7 protein-coding genes are annotated in these 15,362 nt (G+C 56.8%); 3 read left to right on the top strand and 4 right to left on the bottom strand.

The window, feature by feature from the left end; genetic code table 11:
- Window positions 1–488 precede the first annotated feature (488 nt).
- Together BRA471DRAFT_RS03920 and BRA471DRAFT_RS03915 are read left to right on the top strand one after the other, a co-directional pair.
- Window positions 489–1,778, top strand: coding sequence for a hypothetical protein (locus BRA471DRAFT_RS03920; RefSeq protein ID WP_007604815.1), 1,290 nt, complete (start codon window positions 489–491; stop codon window positions 1,776–1,778).
- Between the two features lie 16 nt (window positions 1,779–1,794).
- Complete coding sequence (locus BRA471DRAFT_RS03915; protein ID WP_007604814.1) at window positions 1,795–3,237, top strand: hypothetical protein; 1,443 nt, start codon at window positions 1,795–1,797, stop codon at window positions 3,235–3,237.
- Between the two features lies 1 nt (window position 3,238).
- Here the strand turns inward: BRA471DRAFT_RS03915 and BRA471DRAFT_RS03910 are convergent, their stop codons facing one another.
- From BRA471DRAFT_RS03910 to BRA471DRAFT_RS03900, 3 genes are read right to left on the bottom strand one after another with little or no spacing between them, the layout of a single operon-like run.
- The gene (locus tag BRA471DRAFT_RS03910) at window positions 3,239–4,588 is read right to left on the bottom strand and encodes a hypothetical protein (RefSeq protein ID WP_007604809.1); all 1,350 of its coding nucleotides are present in this window, start codon (window positions 4,586–4,588) and stop codon (window positions 3,239–3,241) included.
- Window positions 4,585–9,390, bottom strand: a complete 4,806-nt coding sequence (locus BRA471DRAFT_RS03905; protein ID WP_007604807.1) for a hypothetical protein — start codon at window positions 9,388–9,390, stop codon at window positions 4,585–4,587. The genes BRA471DRAFT_RS03910 and BRA471DRAFT_RS03905 overlap by 4 nt, the downstream gene beginning before the upstream one ends.
- The gene (locus tag BRA471DRAFT_RS03900; protein WP_007604805.1) at window positions 9,387–11,336 is read right to left on the bottom strand and encodes a CHAT domain-containing protein; all 1,950 of its coding nucleotides are present in this window, start codon (window positions 11,334–11,336) and stop codon (window positions 9,387–9,389) included. The genes BRA471DRAFT_RS03905 and BRA471DRAFT_RS03900 overlap by 4 nt, the downstream gene beginning before the upstream one ends.
- 921 nt (window positions 11,337–12,257) lie before the next feature.
- On the opposite strand from BRA471DRAFT_RS03900, the gene BRA471DRAFT_RS39310 reads away from it, so the two are divergent.
- Complete coding sequence (locus tag BRA471DRAFT_RS39310) at window positions 12,258–13,304, top strand: hypothetical protein (protein ID WP_007604803.1); 1,047 nt, start codon at window positions 12,258–12,260, stop codon at window positions 13,302–13,304.
- Between the two features lie 1,067 nt (window positions 13,305–14,371).
- Here the strand turns inward: BRA471DRAFT_RS39310 and BRA471DRAFT_RS03890 are convergent.
- Window positions 14,372–15,316, bottom strand: coding sequence for a hypothetical protein (locus BRA471DRAFT_RS03890; RefSeq protein ID WP_007604800.1), 945 nt, complete (start codon window positions 15,314–15,316; stop codon window positions 14,372–14,374).
- Between the last annotated feature and the right edge of the window lie 46 nt (window positions 15,317–15,362).

Below are 15,362 nucleotides of genomic sequence, written 5' to 3'. Positions count from 1 at the left end.
TGTTTGTACCACTTAAATGTGCTGATGTCGACTAGCGGACAGCACGCTTGTGCCTGATGGACGCCACGATTCAACTCTCCGCCACGCGATTGAACCTAACCAAAAACTTTCGCGCGATGGCCAAAGCCTCAAGTCAGTCGGGCGACATCGCGCCGCCTCAGTTACTCTTCGAGGCCGCGAACTCATAACAGCCGGCTCGATGCACGGGTGCCTCAATTTGAGCAGGCGGCCGTCCACCCACCTTTAGCGACCTGTTTGTTCCTGCTGCCGTATCAGACCATTCCCTCGATCTACGGTAACATCGCCGAGATCGCGTCGGGTTGTTGCCACCCGTCTTTCAAGCTGTGGAGACGATGGGCCTGCGTATTCTGTTGCGACACACGCGCTGGATGTGCTTATGATTGGGCGCAGCGATTGAACACTGTGTGCCCGGGAATTGCTATTCCTGGGGAATCTCATTGCGCTAAAAGACGGTTGGGAACAGTTCCATGCCGCTTTGCCAGATACCCGGATCGACATCATCATACTGGCTAATCGCGTTCGATAAGAACGGTACTGAGATCAGCGATCAGGCGGCAGGCGCAGAAGCTTTGCTAAGCGAGCGCATCCTCTCTGAACTCAAGCTCCGCCCCCCGACTGATATCTTTCTCTCCAGCCACGGCTGGAAGGGCGACCTGCCTGGCGCAAAAGAGCAATACAACCGCTGGTTTGGCGCGATGCTTGCGCGGCAAGACGATCTGAACGCTATGGGAGCGGATTTCCGGCCCTGCTGGATCGGATTGCATTGGCCAAGCCTGCCTTTCGGTGAGGAGTCGATCGACGCACCGGCATTCGCTAATGAACAGCCCTCCCCCGAAGAAATCATGGCAAAATATGTAGATTTCTTCGATGGCGACGCAGCAAACACTCGACGATTGCTCGAAGTCATCATTCACGAAAATGAAGACAATGCCGGCGCGGTATTGATGCCCGATCACGTGGCACAAGCTTATCGAGAACTCGGGCAACAGATCGGCTACGAAAGCGGAGGCCCGGATGGTCCACCCGATGGCGATGGCGTGCAGTTCGATCCCGTTGCCGCGTTTGAGATATCTGAGGAGTTAGGTGCCAATTTTGCCGAACCGACAGTTCTCTCTGGTTTGCTTTCGCCGCTTCGGCAGCTCTCATTCTGGACAATGAAGAAACGGGCTCGACGGCTCGGCGAGCATGCCATGCATCCGTTCTGCGCCCAGCTGCAAGAGCAATATCCCGCAGCTCGTATTCATCTCATCGGGCACAGCTTCGGCTGCATCGTCGTATCTTCCATTTTGGGCGGTCTGAAGGGAATTGCCCGATTGCCCCGTCCCGTTGAGTCGCTCTTCCTAATCCAGGGAGCGGTATCGCTATGGGCCTTTGCCGATTTTATTAAGCTTGTTCGGAAGCCAGGATACTTCAACACCATGGTCCGCATGCCCGCGGTGAGCGGGCCTATCGTTACGACTCGCTCCAAGCATGATGGTGCTGTCGGGGTGCTCTATCCCCTGGCCGTGGGATTGGCCTTGCAAGTCGCCTTCGACGACCAGCTGCCGATCTTCGGCGGAATTGGGACGTGGGGAATTCAGGGGTTAGAAGAAGCGCAAGATTTTGAAATGCTGCCTGTTTCCGAGCGTTACCCTTTCCGAAAGGGCGGTATCTACAATCTTGAGTGCACAGCGTTCATCGGCGGACACTCGATGATCGACGGCGAAGAAGTTGCGCACGCGATCTGGGACGCCGTGCGCACTGGCGCGGGACGTTGAACCCTATGGCGTCGAAATGAATGATTCAGTCGAATTGGATGAAGACGACGACCTGCCCGTTCCCAACGGGATCTGGGAGAATGGCGACCTCCTCCCACCGCTCGACGTTCGTGTACTCTCCGAGGTCGACGTGCCACCAAGAGAGATCGTTCAGCGCGGCGCCGACAGGGATTCAGAAAAGCTTGCGATCAGCGACATCGATACGAATAATCTCGCTGAAGCAGGCTGGGGCATCATCTTTGCGGAAGGTGTAGATCCTTCCATTCGTGAGGCGCTAGATTCACTTATTTCTTATCGCGCAAGCCAAGTGCGCAGTCCGCGTCTGCTGCAGGTTTTCGAAGGCGGCAGAGGATATCAGCGCAATGATACAGCCCGCTCTTGGTTGACCAAGAATAATGTTGGGTTTTCAGTTGTCGACCCCCATCTCGGTGTGCCGTTCTATTTGACCGTTGTCGGACCTCCGACCATCATCCCCTTCGAGTTTCAATACCAACTTGACACTTATTGGGGTGTTGGCCGTCTCGACTTTGAAAAGCCTGAGGACTATCGCAGCTACGCGCGCCAGCTTATCGATTATGAACAGGCCTCAAGCGTGAAGCAACGCCGAGAAGTCGCAATCTTTGCACCTAGAAATCCAGGTGATCGCGCGACCGCTTTACTGCACGACCTTGTCGCGCAGCCGCTGGTAACGGGCAACGCCCATGTCAAACCTCTTGGCGCTCGGCAACGATTTGTGACGAGACCGCTACTTGGGAAGGACGCGACAAAGGGCAATCTTCAGTCTTTGTTGCGCGGCGATCGCGGAGCCTTGCCGGCGCTGCTGTTCAGCGGCTCTCACGGCCTAGCCATTCCCTGCGATGCGCCAGGCCAGCGCGAGCGCCAAGGTGCGATCATCTGCCAGGAATGGAGATCGGGACCGGTCACTCCCGAGATGAGCTACTCGGCTATTGACGTCGATCAAGATAGCAAGCTGGGTGGCCTGATACATTTCTTCTTCGCCTGCTACAGCGGTGGATGTCCGGCTTTTGACGATTATGCGTGGCACGCTCCCGGACGGGCGGTACAACTTGCAAGCGCTCCGTTCACCGCGCGCTTGCCGCAGCGGCTCCTGCTTTCCGGGGCGCTCGCCGTCCTTACACATATCGACCGAGCGTGGTCCTATTCGTTTCGGGGCGGTCGCAGTGTTCCACTAGTGCAGGAATTTCGCGATGTGATGGTACGAATCCTGAAGGGCGAACGGCTCGGACAGGCGACAGATCTTTTCAACTTGCGCTGGTCGGTGCTGTCGGGAGAACTCGCCGACATGCAGCGCGCGCGCGAATTTGATCCGCGGAAAATCTCAGACGCAATTTTGGCAAACCGTTGGGTCGCGCGCAATGATGCGCGCAACTATATTTTATTCGGTGATCCGGCCGTGCAGCTCAGGGTCGAAGCGATGATGGCGTCCTCGCCAGATTAGCTTACATGTTTTCAAATAGAATTGCCGCAAGCTGGTCGATCTCTTGCGCGGCACCGTCGTCAATGGCTTTCACCTCTTCGTCACCAGCCACCCCGTCGGGGCGTGTTGCCAGATGGTGTTCGCGAAGCTTCGACCAAAGGAGCTTGACGGGATAGGCCTGAGGTGGCTGCTCCATCAAGAGCCGCGCGGCCCCGACATAGGCTCGGGGGGGCTTCGGTTGATCATTTGGCAGCTCGCCACCTTGCCGGTATAGGTTCGCGATTGCGACCGAAGTGTTCCACACAGCCGGCTTGAAATTACCATACGCGTTCTGAGTGAGATCGCATACTCCGGAAAAGGCGCTGATAACAGTTTCAAAGTCAGCAACGAAGTCGGCCATCTCGTTGCTCGGATAGGCCTGCGACCAGCCGCCCTCAAATTTATTCGCTTCGTCTGCGAAACCCAGGACGCGCAGCCCGTAACAGCAGAACAAGATTCGAACGGTTGCGGTTGGGTATGAAGTCCAGTCGCCATTTTGTTGGGGCCGCTTTTGCCGGAGAATTCGTGGCGGGTCGTTGGCGAGATGATCGGCGAGCGCCGCGACAAAGGGGGGCCCTCCCATCGCGCAGCCGTACCAGTCGGCGAACGCCTCTTTTCGCCAAGCCTGCCAGGCCTGACGGGACAGGTCTGTGGCGAAGGCCGCACGAGCGATCGCCTGATCGAGGGCATCCGTAAGGCCGGCACTGCGTTCGAGGGCGTGACCCATTTCGTGCGCAAGCAGCGCCATGTGAGGCAGATAGGATAGATATGACCAAGGAATTTTAATGAGAGTCAGTGGGAGCCGATCGAGCGCGTCCTGAAACTGCTGTGGGGTCGGCAGGCCGTCATCATCTCCGTCGGCATCCCTCCCCGGTTCCATATATGGCGTACTTTGCTCATCAAATGTCACGAGCGGCGCAGGACAAAGCTGATCCGAAGCGAGACCACGCAATTGCCGGTGGACGGGAATGTAGCAGTCCCGGGCGTAGGCGTCCGCAAGAGCAAGGTAGCTATCAAACGGCGGCACCAATCGCAGGCACAAGCGATTACGAAATTGGTCCCACACGGTGTGCACGACCAACGCCTTTTTCTCCAAGCTTTCTGCGCGGAGCCAAAGTTCGTCAGCCCGAATAGCCTGATCGACTGCAACCGTGACAAGGTTTTGAAGTCCCTCGAGCCGAAGCGAAAGCCGACTGATCTGGCTGTGGTTCTTTTGCAGCGCGTGCCTTTCTGCAGATTGCTCACGCCACACCTTGAGCTCATCAGGTAAGCTTAAAAGCTTCCATCTCAGTTCGTCTTCCTTCCGCTTCAAATAATCCTGGAGCGCTGTCATGACGATTGCAATGCGCTGGTCTCGACGTTGAGAAAGAGCGCACTCGCGGGGACGCCCAGCATCTCCTCAAGACTGTTTCCTTGAGCAGGGTAAGCCTTCCCGCGCAGGTTTCGCATGATGTCCATGGGGCGTTTCGCGCGCCAGAGGTAATCGATCAACGTATCCTGCAGGGATGGGTTTTCTGGCGGATTTGTGATCCCGATCGCAAGTACGCCCGAAACCGCCCCGCTGTTGACCAACGCTTGTGCCAGACGATTTCGAGCGAACGTCTGCTCAATCGCAGCCGTGACGCCGCCGATCAATGGCGAATGCAGAACCACGAATGGCAGCGGTCGGGCGGGCGTACGCCTCCGTTGAATTTCGCGTCCCATGAGCGCGCCGGTCATACCATTGGGAAATTGGGGTTCACCAATTGAGGGGGAATCCTCAATATCACTCATGATGTAGATAATATCGGCCGAGGTCGGTACCGGAGAAATCGGTATGTTGCTAGCCATGAGCCTATCATCAAGTATGCTCATCTGAGCGATCATGTCTTTTGAAGGCGAATACGGCACTCGGTAAACACCAATGCTTGGGATCGCTCCGGAATGCTTGAATAGGCCTGAAAGAGAATCGGCCACTCGGTGAAAGTCTTTTGGGCGTCTGATTTCATCAACGACGGGGCCTTCAAGGCTGCCATTGCCGATGCGAATGGGCAAGCTTGATGGCGGCAGGCTAAGCTCCCAGGGCACCGCGACGAAGCTGGGACTGCCAAGCGCCAACAGCACCACATCCTCATTCCTGCCAGCAGGCTTCGGCAAGTCCGCGAAGGGCTCGTGCAAATCAACGATCAAAGCGGGCCAATTGGACAGGAAGACCGGAGCAAGCCGTCTTGGGCTCGCCTCGCGGGAGTACCGTGCAAGAATGCTAAGAGCTTCGTTCTCATAGATCGACAAACGCCGATTTTCGCCCCCTGGCATTTCGATCAAGAGGCGTTGGGCGTCGGCTGCAAGTAGGATGCAGGAATAATCGGCCAAGGTCAGGCCGTCCTGAGCAACCGACTCAATCTCGTTAGTACTGGTCGACGCGCCATCAGAGCCTTCCGCAGCATCGAAGATAACCTGGATCTGAATGCAACGTTCGCTCAGGACAGGATGCAGCGAATGCATTTTGACGACATCGCTGGCGGCCTCCAGACATTGCCTCGCCGTCGTCATGTCCTTGTGGTCAAAGGCCCGTTCGGCATTCTCCACCAGCGCTACCACGTAAAGGCTTGGCTCGGAGGCAAGCCCGCACCAGAACTCCAGTGGCTGGGCGAGTACTTCGGAATCACTCAGGCATCTTTGCCGATACACGGCCAGTTCGACTGCCCCGGCGCCCTTCCTGGCTACGATCTTGGAAAAGGCCGCATCAGCCCTCTTGCGATCCCCCATTGCGAGAAGCGCGCGGCCATAACGAACCGAGTCCATCATCTCAGGCTGGTTCCCCGTAGTTTCCAGCCGATTCCGCAATTCTAATCGCCTTAACCAACTGAGCTGCCAAGCTTTGGTTCTTCCGAGGAGAACCGGCGGTTCCATGAGCTGGCACCGCGCAGCCGGATTGCCGACCGCAGTGAGCATATTGGTGAATGCTTCGTCGATTGCTTCAGAGGGAAAGAGGCCCCATGAGACGCCCGCTATCGTTGCGCGAAGTCGAGTTTCAATTGGATGACGAGAACTCTTAAGCTCGTCCAGGATCCGCTCGCAGGCGGCTGTATTGCTTCGTAGTTGGAATGCCCTGATCAACTCCAGCTCATCAACAACGCTCGACCGAGACTGTCGTTGACCCGACGGCTCTGTTGGCAGGCCCGCCTCGAACAGGCGGAAGATGAGCTCGTCACGGCGCACATCATCGATGAACTCCGGTGTTTCGCTCTTGGAAACTGCCTGCATGGCCGCGGCAAAGGCAGCCGCGGCCTCATCGACGCGAAGGAGTTGTCCCAATGCGCACGCACGCAGATGATGAAAGCGGTAGTGGGTCTTGTCAGTCACGTTTTCGAGCACTGCGAGGGCAGACCATGCGTCCCGACGCCCCAGGTGGATCTCTGTCTGCAAGGCCCACAGCTTTTCGCCGAGTGCCGGGTCGGTCACCAACGCCTTTGTCATTTCCTCGTCGGCGTCGCGCAAGCGAGCGGTCTTGACTAGATATTCAAGCAGTTGAGCTTGGATCCGCCTGTATTGCTTGCTTTTGGGCGGCACTGCTCCATAGCTCAAACGCAGATAGCGCTCCATTGTAGGATAAAGCTCGCGCCTCTTGTAGGCTTGGGCTGCCCGTTCCATCAGCGCCCACCCGGGTATACGATCCGATCCTGTGCGGCCACCGAAGAATCCCCACAGGATAGAGTACACGAAGGCAGAGATCTTTTCCTCCGCGAAGATCTCGCTCAACAGCAGCAAATAGCGCGACCGTCCCTCCATCGAAGTGACAACCAACACTAAGTCGGTAAGCACGTTCCAGACGCCAGGGATATTGCCGTCGAGAAAATCGCGCCACCTGAACACGAACGAAGGCAGTCGAACGTCGGCAGACCGGTTGAGATCGACGGCGCGTTCGAGATTCCTTCGGATATCCTCGCGCCGCGCGCCGCTCGGCAAATAGTCGAAGTTCGAATCGATAGCGATAGCATCGGCGATCTCGTAGTGAGCGAGCGCTAATATTGAAGATGGCGCATCTGAGAAGTCGCCATCCGACTTGACAATCTCGCGTAGGACTTCGAGCCGGCTGGCAACATCGTCAGGCAATGGCCGTTCGTCCAAGGCCTTGTTAAGAGCCGTGACGAGATCGGCCTCTCCGAGCTGAATGCGATGAAACAAGCTGGCCAGCGTCAACTCGATCCATTGGCCCGCCTCCTGCGTCTTGCGATTTTCGACCTGGATCAGGGCCTCGCGGTGAATCCGGCCAAAGATCGGCTGCTCCTTCAGCAGTCTGCGCATGGGTTTGACGACATCTGGATGCAATGTTGCGGTGCGCGCATCGCGACTTTCCATAGAGATCCAGCTGCGATCGCTCACGTAACGGGCCAGGCGTTCCCATAGATGCTCCGGCTCAAGCATGACGTCTGCGCTATGGAGCCATGCTTCACGCTCCTTCGGCGACGGAATATCTTCGTTGGCTTCTTCAATTTTTCCGCTGAGCGCGTCAACCAGGAGTGGTTGAAGAACCTCTTGCAGGAACGAATAGGTAAGTCGCCGAGGGAGCGCCCCGTATCGCAATAGCCAACGAAGGCCGAGCTCCGTTCCCACCGGGATACGTTCGATAACGCGCTTGATGAGATAAGCAAGATCGACATCACTTCCGTACTCTTTGAGCTTTGATGCCGTCATGTCAGGATTCTTGCTGATAGTCTCGCAGAGCATCCGCAGCTTGAATGGATTTCCGCCGGCCGCGGAAATCATCACTTGCATGAGCTCGGAATCCACTTCCGGCAACTGGCTCCGAATGAAGCCGGCCGCTTCGATAGAATCGAAGGGTTCGAGACGATCGAATTTGGTTTGCCCCCTCAGAGCATCGTCATATTGGAAGAAATGTCCCCTCCTTCCCGGAACGAGCGGATCATCGTTTGAGGAAGGCGGATACCGACCGGTCAAGACCAGACGTAGCTGCGGTAACGCAGCGTGCAGTTCCTCGAAACGCTCGAGCACGCGACGGAATTCGGCAGGCCAATGCAGCGACGCCTCTTCAATTGTGTCGATGAAGATTACCAGAGGACGTTCACGAGGCAATTCCATGCATCGGCTGACGAAACCGGCCCAGTGCGAAAATTGTTCGGACGCGAGCGATCTCAGGCGATAACGTTGCTCATCCGCTAGAGTCCGACTTCGATTAGATCCTATCCGGTAAAGGAGCGGGCTGAAGATCTTGACGTCAGATAGGAATTGTTCCGCGAACAAGGGTTGAGTGAGTTGCTCGTCCAATTCCTCTGCGATTTCGATGGCGACGAGCCATGGCGTCTTGGCAATTTCGGCCACTTCGATATCGTCAAGATCAATGCGTGCGACGAAAGGAAACGGGGCCGTTTTGAGCAGCTCATGCGCAATCGTCCGATGTACGAACATGGTCTTGCCCATGCCGCCCGCAGCCGAAAGGTAGAAGATCCACTTGGCTCCATCGCCTTTGATCAGCTCCCTTAGATCGCGCTCAACCGTCTCGCGCGGGTAGTAGCTGATTGTCCGTTGATATTCGCGCAAGAACCGAGCGCGGCCGCGGTATCTTGCCGAGATCGATTCGAATTGAGGACGAAGATCCTGGTCAATTATGGAGAGATTGGCATCAACTTGCTGGACAAGAGAATGGCACAGGTTCAGGTCGTCTTCGGCGTTTGCGCGTTCAAACACCGTGCTCAAAAGCTGCAGTGCTTCGTGCGAATCCACACGCAACAATAGGGCCAGTCGTTCGGCCGGATCTTCGTCGTTTATCTCGAGCCACGACGCAAAGCGCCAGGTCCACTGCTTGCGTTCCTCTTCACGACTATTCCAATAGTTCAGCCAATAGTTTTGCAGGCTTTCGCGAAGCCAGTATTTCCCATCCACCCGCGGCACGGGTTGCACGCCCGGATTGTCGATGATCTTGTTAAATGGGGGCAGACCTGGATCAAACTTTAGGCAGACGTCGTCGTACATGGTTTCGTCGAAGGCGCGGACGATACTGAGAATCTGAAGTGCCCTATCCTGCGCCGAATGTGATTGGTCCGTAAGCTTCTGGCGAAGCGCCTCGTTGCCGCTTAAAAGCGCATCGAGCTCTCGTCGCCGCTCGTCATCGAGGTCCAGCTCGTGCAGGTTCATGTCACTTCCACTGCGGCTTGTTCGACCAGCTGGCCCAGGAACTCAAGTTTTGTCGCATCCCATTGCGAATCTTTGACAAGGATGAGCGCAGCCTTATGCAGCGTGGGGATTTCCCCACCGCGATAAAACCGGCATAGCTCTTGAAACAACATCGGAACGTCGTTTCGTCTGAACAGACTAAGTTCGATCGGCTCGTCGGGCAGTGCGGCAAGACCGTAGCTGTCGTATAATTCGTCACGCACGACGGTGATCAGGCGCAGGTTTTTCACAGCACCCTGCGCAATCCTCAACCAGAGCGGCAGCAAGAAGGCCCGAAATTCAGCCGCTGGGAACGATTCAGATACCGCAGCCTCCCTTTGAAATTGATCGAGCACAATCGTGAACTGGTGGGTCTTTGTGATTTCCTGAAGCCCTCTCTCGAAGGCTTCGACTATCCGTTCGACGGAACTGGCGGCATCTCGCTCAGCCACAAATTCCTTGAATGCCTCACCGTCCAGCGCCCCGTGCACCTCTGAACCGACTTGGGTGCGATCGGGATCGATGATCGCGGAAAGCAACTTGACGTAATTCATGGCGGGACTTCTCTCGCCGCATACCGAGACATATTTAACGCGATGACCGATTTGCACCGCATCACGGAGCGTTCGCATCACGAGCCACGATTTCCCCCCCTTGGGCGGCCCCTTAATGACGAGGCAATGAGAGCGGCGTAGGGCGTCGATCGCCTTGAAGCGCTGGTTCATCCATCCGAGCCCTACGAACGGCGCCGGCAGGCCTTCATTGCGCATGAATTTTCTGAGGACGGCACAGCGTCGCAAGATTTGAATTGGATCGGGCTCCAACGCGGGCCTCGGTGGAAATAGATCCTCGGGAGCAATCGAAACACTGAGGACGGGAAGTCCCCAATCACGCGATCGCCAGCCTGCGCCACGCTGGCGCTGGCCAATCTTGTACCGCGCCTTCGTCAGCGCTACATCGACTGGCTTGTCTTGCAGCAACTCTCTGTAGAAGGCTTGCGACAGTTCGGAGGTAACGGCTTGTCGGATCGGCGCTTGCGCCGCAATGACCGCGGTAATTCCGCAGCTCATGAGCGTTTCAAGAATCGAATACAGGTGCCCGGACGCCTGCGCCGTGTCACATGCGTTTAGCACCACGAGACGGGGTTTCTGCGTCCGGTTATGGAAGACCGTGCGGATGCCGTCAGTATCCCACCACCATGTTGGCTCACCCGGCTTATTGAATTTGAGAGCGGGCCTCTGCGTTTCCGGGTGCAGCTCGCCATGACCGCTGAAATGCACAATGTCTGGGTTGAGGCGATCGAGGATCCCTTCGAGGGTTTCAAGTGAAGGAGCTTGCAGCAATTCGGCATGGGCGAGACTTTCTGAGCGCTGAAACTCTCGTAGGACCGCAACGGCATCGTCGCCGGGAAAGCCGCCATTTTCCCAATCAACAACCTCGCCCGCGATGACGAGGATATTGAGTTGGCAAGATAGCGGACCGGGCGATCTGCCTGCGCCTTGAGTTCGCAACATCGGTCTGTCTGGATCCGAGAAATACCGTTCAACGAGCCCACCGGGGAGCTTTCTCGCAAGATATTCCCAAGGTAAATCAACTAGTTGTCGCTCGTAAGCAGGTCTAGCCTCGTTGCGTTTTACTTGTAGATAGGTTCGCGTACCGAACTCACGCCGCCGCTCCCATTCGGCAACGACGTCCTGATTCAACAACCTGAAAAGCTCAGTCCCGAAATCCTCGAATAAAGTGATCGATGGCCCTCCGCTGGCCATCTCCGCCGCCCGATCCGTCCATTCCTGCGAGCCAATACTGGCGAGCGAAAAATCGCGTTCGATGACCGGACGCGTCCCTTCAGCGGGGAAGGGCGCGTCAAACAAGGCGACGCGGCCGTTGTCCCGGTCCAATTGTTCGACGCGGAGCCACAGGGAATGCATAAAATTGCTCGTCCTGAGAGCCGGTGCGGCGTTCTATTTTAGCGGAATGAACCGCCTACCGGTCAACTCCTGATTTTGGCCAACAGACCTCCGGAAGCCTCCCTGTCCCCATTCAAAGCTTCACTTGGATGGTGGAGAACACGGCAGCGGCCGGTGCAAGAGTGCCTCTCAACATCCGATTTTGGCTCTGACGCAAGTTTGGTGTGTCAATCGGCTCGGTAATCCTGTGAGTGTCTGTTTCGCGCCCCTGAGATCTCTGAAGCCCCCGCGCCCTTTACGATGGACGCGGCTAGGTAAAACTGGCGACACTTGGTTTCCGCCTTCCGCCCTCTCGCGACCTATGAGCTGACAGCCACGGAGATCTCGATAATCCTCGAGCTTTTGTCGCTCTTATGAGCCGCGCCCAACGAGACGAAAAACATCGCTTTCTCGCCGCGTTAGTAGCTCGTCAGACTCCTTTTGCAAGGTGCGACGAAGAGCCCGAAGCAGCTCGGCGGAAAGTTTCGGGCCGCAAGGAAATTCCGCGAATTGGCATTTCAACAATCGTACGCAGCGCCGCGATCGGAGTGGCCTTAGTTCATAGCCGATGAACCCCGCATCCGCACAAGCGATAACCTTGTGCCGCAACTTCCTCGGGTGCGAGTGCGATCACCGGAATATCAGGCAAGCCGAAGCAACCGCGTGCCCTTCATGCGCTGCATTTTCCTGAGTGACATCCACCAAGACCACCTCTGGGCGACACTTTCGCATAGCCGTAGCAATAACATGAGGAAGGTTGGCTTACATACAAACCTAGCTCCTCAACTCAATGTATTTCGCTAGCAACTGTTGCCGGACGATCACCATCTTCTGCTCCGAGGAGGATTAGGCTGCACGGGCAATCAAGTTCACCTTGGAGTAGTCCCGGTAAGGAGGAACGAGATGTCAACGAAAAACTGCTTGCGCATCGCGCTGACCGGAGCCGTAATGTTAGGTGCAGCGGTCGGGGGCAATAACCCGGCCATTGCAGCGTCCGACAACAACCCTCACACGTACGCCGGGGATTACCAGGGCGGCTCCCTTCCTATCGGCACGGCAGTTGTGTCCCAATATCTGGGCTATGCTCAATCTAATGCCTTTGTCGATCCTACCGGACGTACACTGCCGAACTCGCACGCCAATACTTGGTATGAGATTACGCGTGCCACTTATTTTGCCGAGTTCGCCAACCGTCCCTTGGTGATCGAGGCGGACCTGGCCTTAGCGACTTTGACCAACCTCAATATCCCCGGCACTAACAACGCGGTTGCCGGAGGCGTGGTGGACCCCGTGCTGCACGTGACATATTTCTTCATCACTGATGCCAAGGTGCAACGCTGGCTCGGCTTTACCAGTTTTTTCTGGCTGCCGGCCGGGCGAAGCTTCGACAACCGTGCAGCTGTCAACGTCTCTACGCCAAACCAATTCACTGTCACTCCTCAGCTCGGTTACACGGAGGGCCTTGGAAAGCTTTCGCCAGAGCTGAATGGGCTGTTTTTCGATCTGATCGCTAATGCGTCGTTCCACACCGACGGGAACAATCCGATCCAGGTAATTAATCCGCCTGGCACGCCAACCCCCGGAATCTTGACATACGACACCTTGACACAACGGGCTTCGTACGACGTCAAAGCCTTTCTACGCTATAACCCAAGCACCTTTCTTTATGCAGCTATTGGGATAGAGAAGTCGTGGGGCGGCGAGCAGACAGCTACAAATGGCAGATTTTTGGTTGCCGGATTGCCGATCAGCTTAGCACAGCCGAATTTGTCGATCGGTCGAGATGATTTCTTGAGGGGCCATTTCGAATTCCAGATCCCCGTCACGCCGGACTTCGCAATAGCGGGCGACGTGTTTCACGACTTCCAAGCAACCGGCGGCTTCAGGCAGAACATTGGGGTCGAAATTCGCCTTGCCAAATTGTTCTATCCGCCGCCGCGCCCGAATTAAAAGCTCGTTGTGTGCCGGCGTCGCTACTTGCCCACGCTTGCCGCGACCACCATGACGGGAAATGTCTCGCCGGCTAGCGCCAATGAATCTCGCTTCAGTTCGAGGAGCGTTGAACCCTTGGGCGATGGTTGAGGAGGTGTAGCCGACTGCCGGATTGGCTGCGATGAACAGCGTAGTTAGAAACGCAAGGAGCCAATGGCTCCCAAATCTCGCGCGCCGAAAAGAAGCGTACCCACGCTGATTATCAGGGTCGAAACCTTTTTCACACAAGTAGGAATCGTAGCGCGGGCGCTGCCGCTGCGTCGGATGCAGCCTGTCGACACGCTCATAGGGCTCAACGCCGCATTCGCTGACATGCACGCCGATAATAGAATCCGGAGCGATGCCGAGCATTTTTAGCCCTTCGTGGTCCGGCGCCATGCCGGTCTTGCCGACCGGCATGTTGCGGACGCCGATCCTTTTCAGGTGGTCGCCCCCGTCGGCTTCGCCGATGAGCGGGGGTCAGCTGTTCCGGTACGAGCCGTGCGAGCGCATGTTCGGCCAATATAGAAGCACATCCGCGACGGACCGCAGATCGGCGATTGCGCGTAAACATTGGAGAAGCGCACGCCGCGCCTGGCCATGGCTTCGATGTGGGGGCTTCAGCGTGGGATGGCCGGTGCAGCCGAAGTAATCACGGCGAAGTCGGTCTAAAATGATCCAGAGTACGCTTTTCGCGCGGGCTTGAATGAGTGAAAAACTGCGCGATGCTGCGATATCAGGCAGAAGACAAGCGCCTCACGTCGTCCACGGCTCCGCCTCGGCCGCGCCCTTGGCGTTGCCGGTCCGGCGCATCGCCGATCACCTGAGCAAGCGCATGCAGTGCTTCCTGACGCCGGTCGCGGCGGAAGCAGCAGTGGCGTCCTTTTCGCGGCGCGCTTCAGCCGCCCGGCAGGGCTACGGCGGCAACCCTTTTGCTAGGCCGGATTGAGCGCATAGTTCTGATTCTCGGCTTGTTCGCCCCGCTTGCACGGGCTGCTCCGGATCAAGAACGCTCGCGTTCTTCGGAATTCGATTGCGGCAAAACGCTAGCTGTTGACGAAAAGATTGGTCGCACCGGGTGCCCTCATGCTCAAGGTCACGGCGTATTGCAGCATCGGCTGCAATGGTGCGTTGGCGGTAAATCCCAGGGTGCCCGGAATATCGAGGCTTGCATATTGGTTGACTCTGACGGTCGCCGCTGGCAGGGCGGTTGGTGTGCCAACCTGATAGGGAGCAAACTGGGTCGCAACCACCGCCTGGTAGCACGCTTCCGTCGGGCTCGATGCGTCGCGGAATTGCTTCAGCCCGATGGTCGAGAATGTAGTTGGGATGGTCGCCAGAAACGCCTGGAGATACGGCTCGAGGATTGGATAGGCGAGGGTGTCGAGGCCGATCCACGGCCAATTGCCGGGAGGAGGCAGCGGTGTCCCGTTGTCGGGTTTGATCTCCACTATAGGCTGCCAGTTGAGCTGTGTCGTCGCAGAGTAAGCTTTCAGCGCAAGCGCGGAGACCGCTACGGCGAACGGGCTGGGGTTATGAACCGGCGTTGGATAGAACTGCGCCATGACCTTCGGAAAGCCGATGACGTTGCGGCCGCTTATCATAGACCATGAATTATCCACGAAAATAAACGGGAACATCCATTCGGGTATCGTTGCGGGAAACAGGACGCCGGTTCCTGGTATCGGCTCGTGTTTCCAAATCATGAAGCGAAAGTAGAGCTCTTGCTGGGTAGCATAGCCCCAGCTGTTGTAAGGCGCGTCGTCAAAAAGCATTTTGGGGTAGGTTACGATGTCCATGTCCACGAAACCCACAACGGCCCGGTACTCAAAACCGCGGCGCTGGAGCGATCCGATGTTCAGCAACTCGTCGCAGAGATTCTGGAGGTTTGCCACGTTTGCCGGTAAGCGGAAGCTCATGATGGACATGTTGGGAAAATCGTAGGGTGGTGGAACTTCGGGGTTGTCGGCTCGCACGATAAACTGAACCATAGCCATCTCCATTTCCTGCAACGCGCCAGCCGGCCAATCCATGAAC

The organism is Bradyrhizobium sp. WSM471 (assembly GCF_000244915.1).
Taxonomy (GTDB): Bacteria; Pseudomonadota; Alphaproteobacteria; order Rhizobiales; family Xanthobacteraceae; genus Bradyrhizobium.
Note: the sequence above shows the minus strand (reverse complement) of the source record. Positions and strands in the feature narration are given on the sequence as shown.

What these genes read in the sequence shown, in the direction of transcription:
- BRA471DRAFT_RS03900 (WP_007604805.1), bottom strand. Translation starts at nt 11,336, where the DNA reads ATGCATTCCCTGTGGCTCCGCGTCGAACAATTGGACCGGGACAACGGC.
- BRA471DRAFT_RS03910 (WP_007604809.1), bottom strand. Translation starts at nt 4,588, where the DNA reads ATGACAGCGCTCCAGGATTATTTGAAGCGGAAGGAAGACGAACTGAGA.
- BRA471DRAFT_RS03920 (WP_007604815.1), top strand. Translation starts at nt 489, where the DNA reads ATGCCGCTTTGCCAGATACCCGGATCGACATCATCATACTGGCTAATC.
- BRA471DRAFT_RS39310 (WP_007604803.1), top strand. Translation starts at nt 12,258, where the DNA reads ATGTCAACGAAAAACTGCTTGCGCATCGCGCTGACCGGAGCCGTAATG.
- BRA471DRAFT_RS03905 (WP_007604807.1), bottom strand. Translation starts at nt 9,390, where the DNA reads ATGAACCTGCACGAGCTGGACCTCGATGACGAGCGGCGACGAGAGCTC.
- BRA471DRAFT_RS03890 (WP_007604800.1), bottom strand. Translation starts at nt 15,316, where the DNA reads ATGGTTCAGTTTATCGTGCGAGCCGACAACCCCGAAGTTCCACCACCC.
- BRA471DRAFT_RS03915 (WP_007604814.1), top strand. Translation starts at nt 1,795, where the DNA reads ATGAATGATTCAGTCGAATTGGATGAAGACGACGACCTGCCCGTTCCC.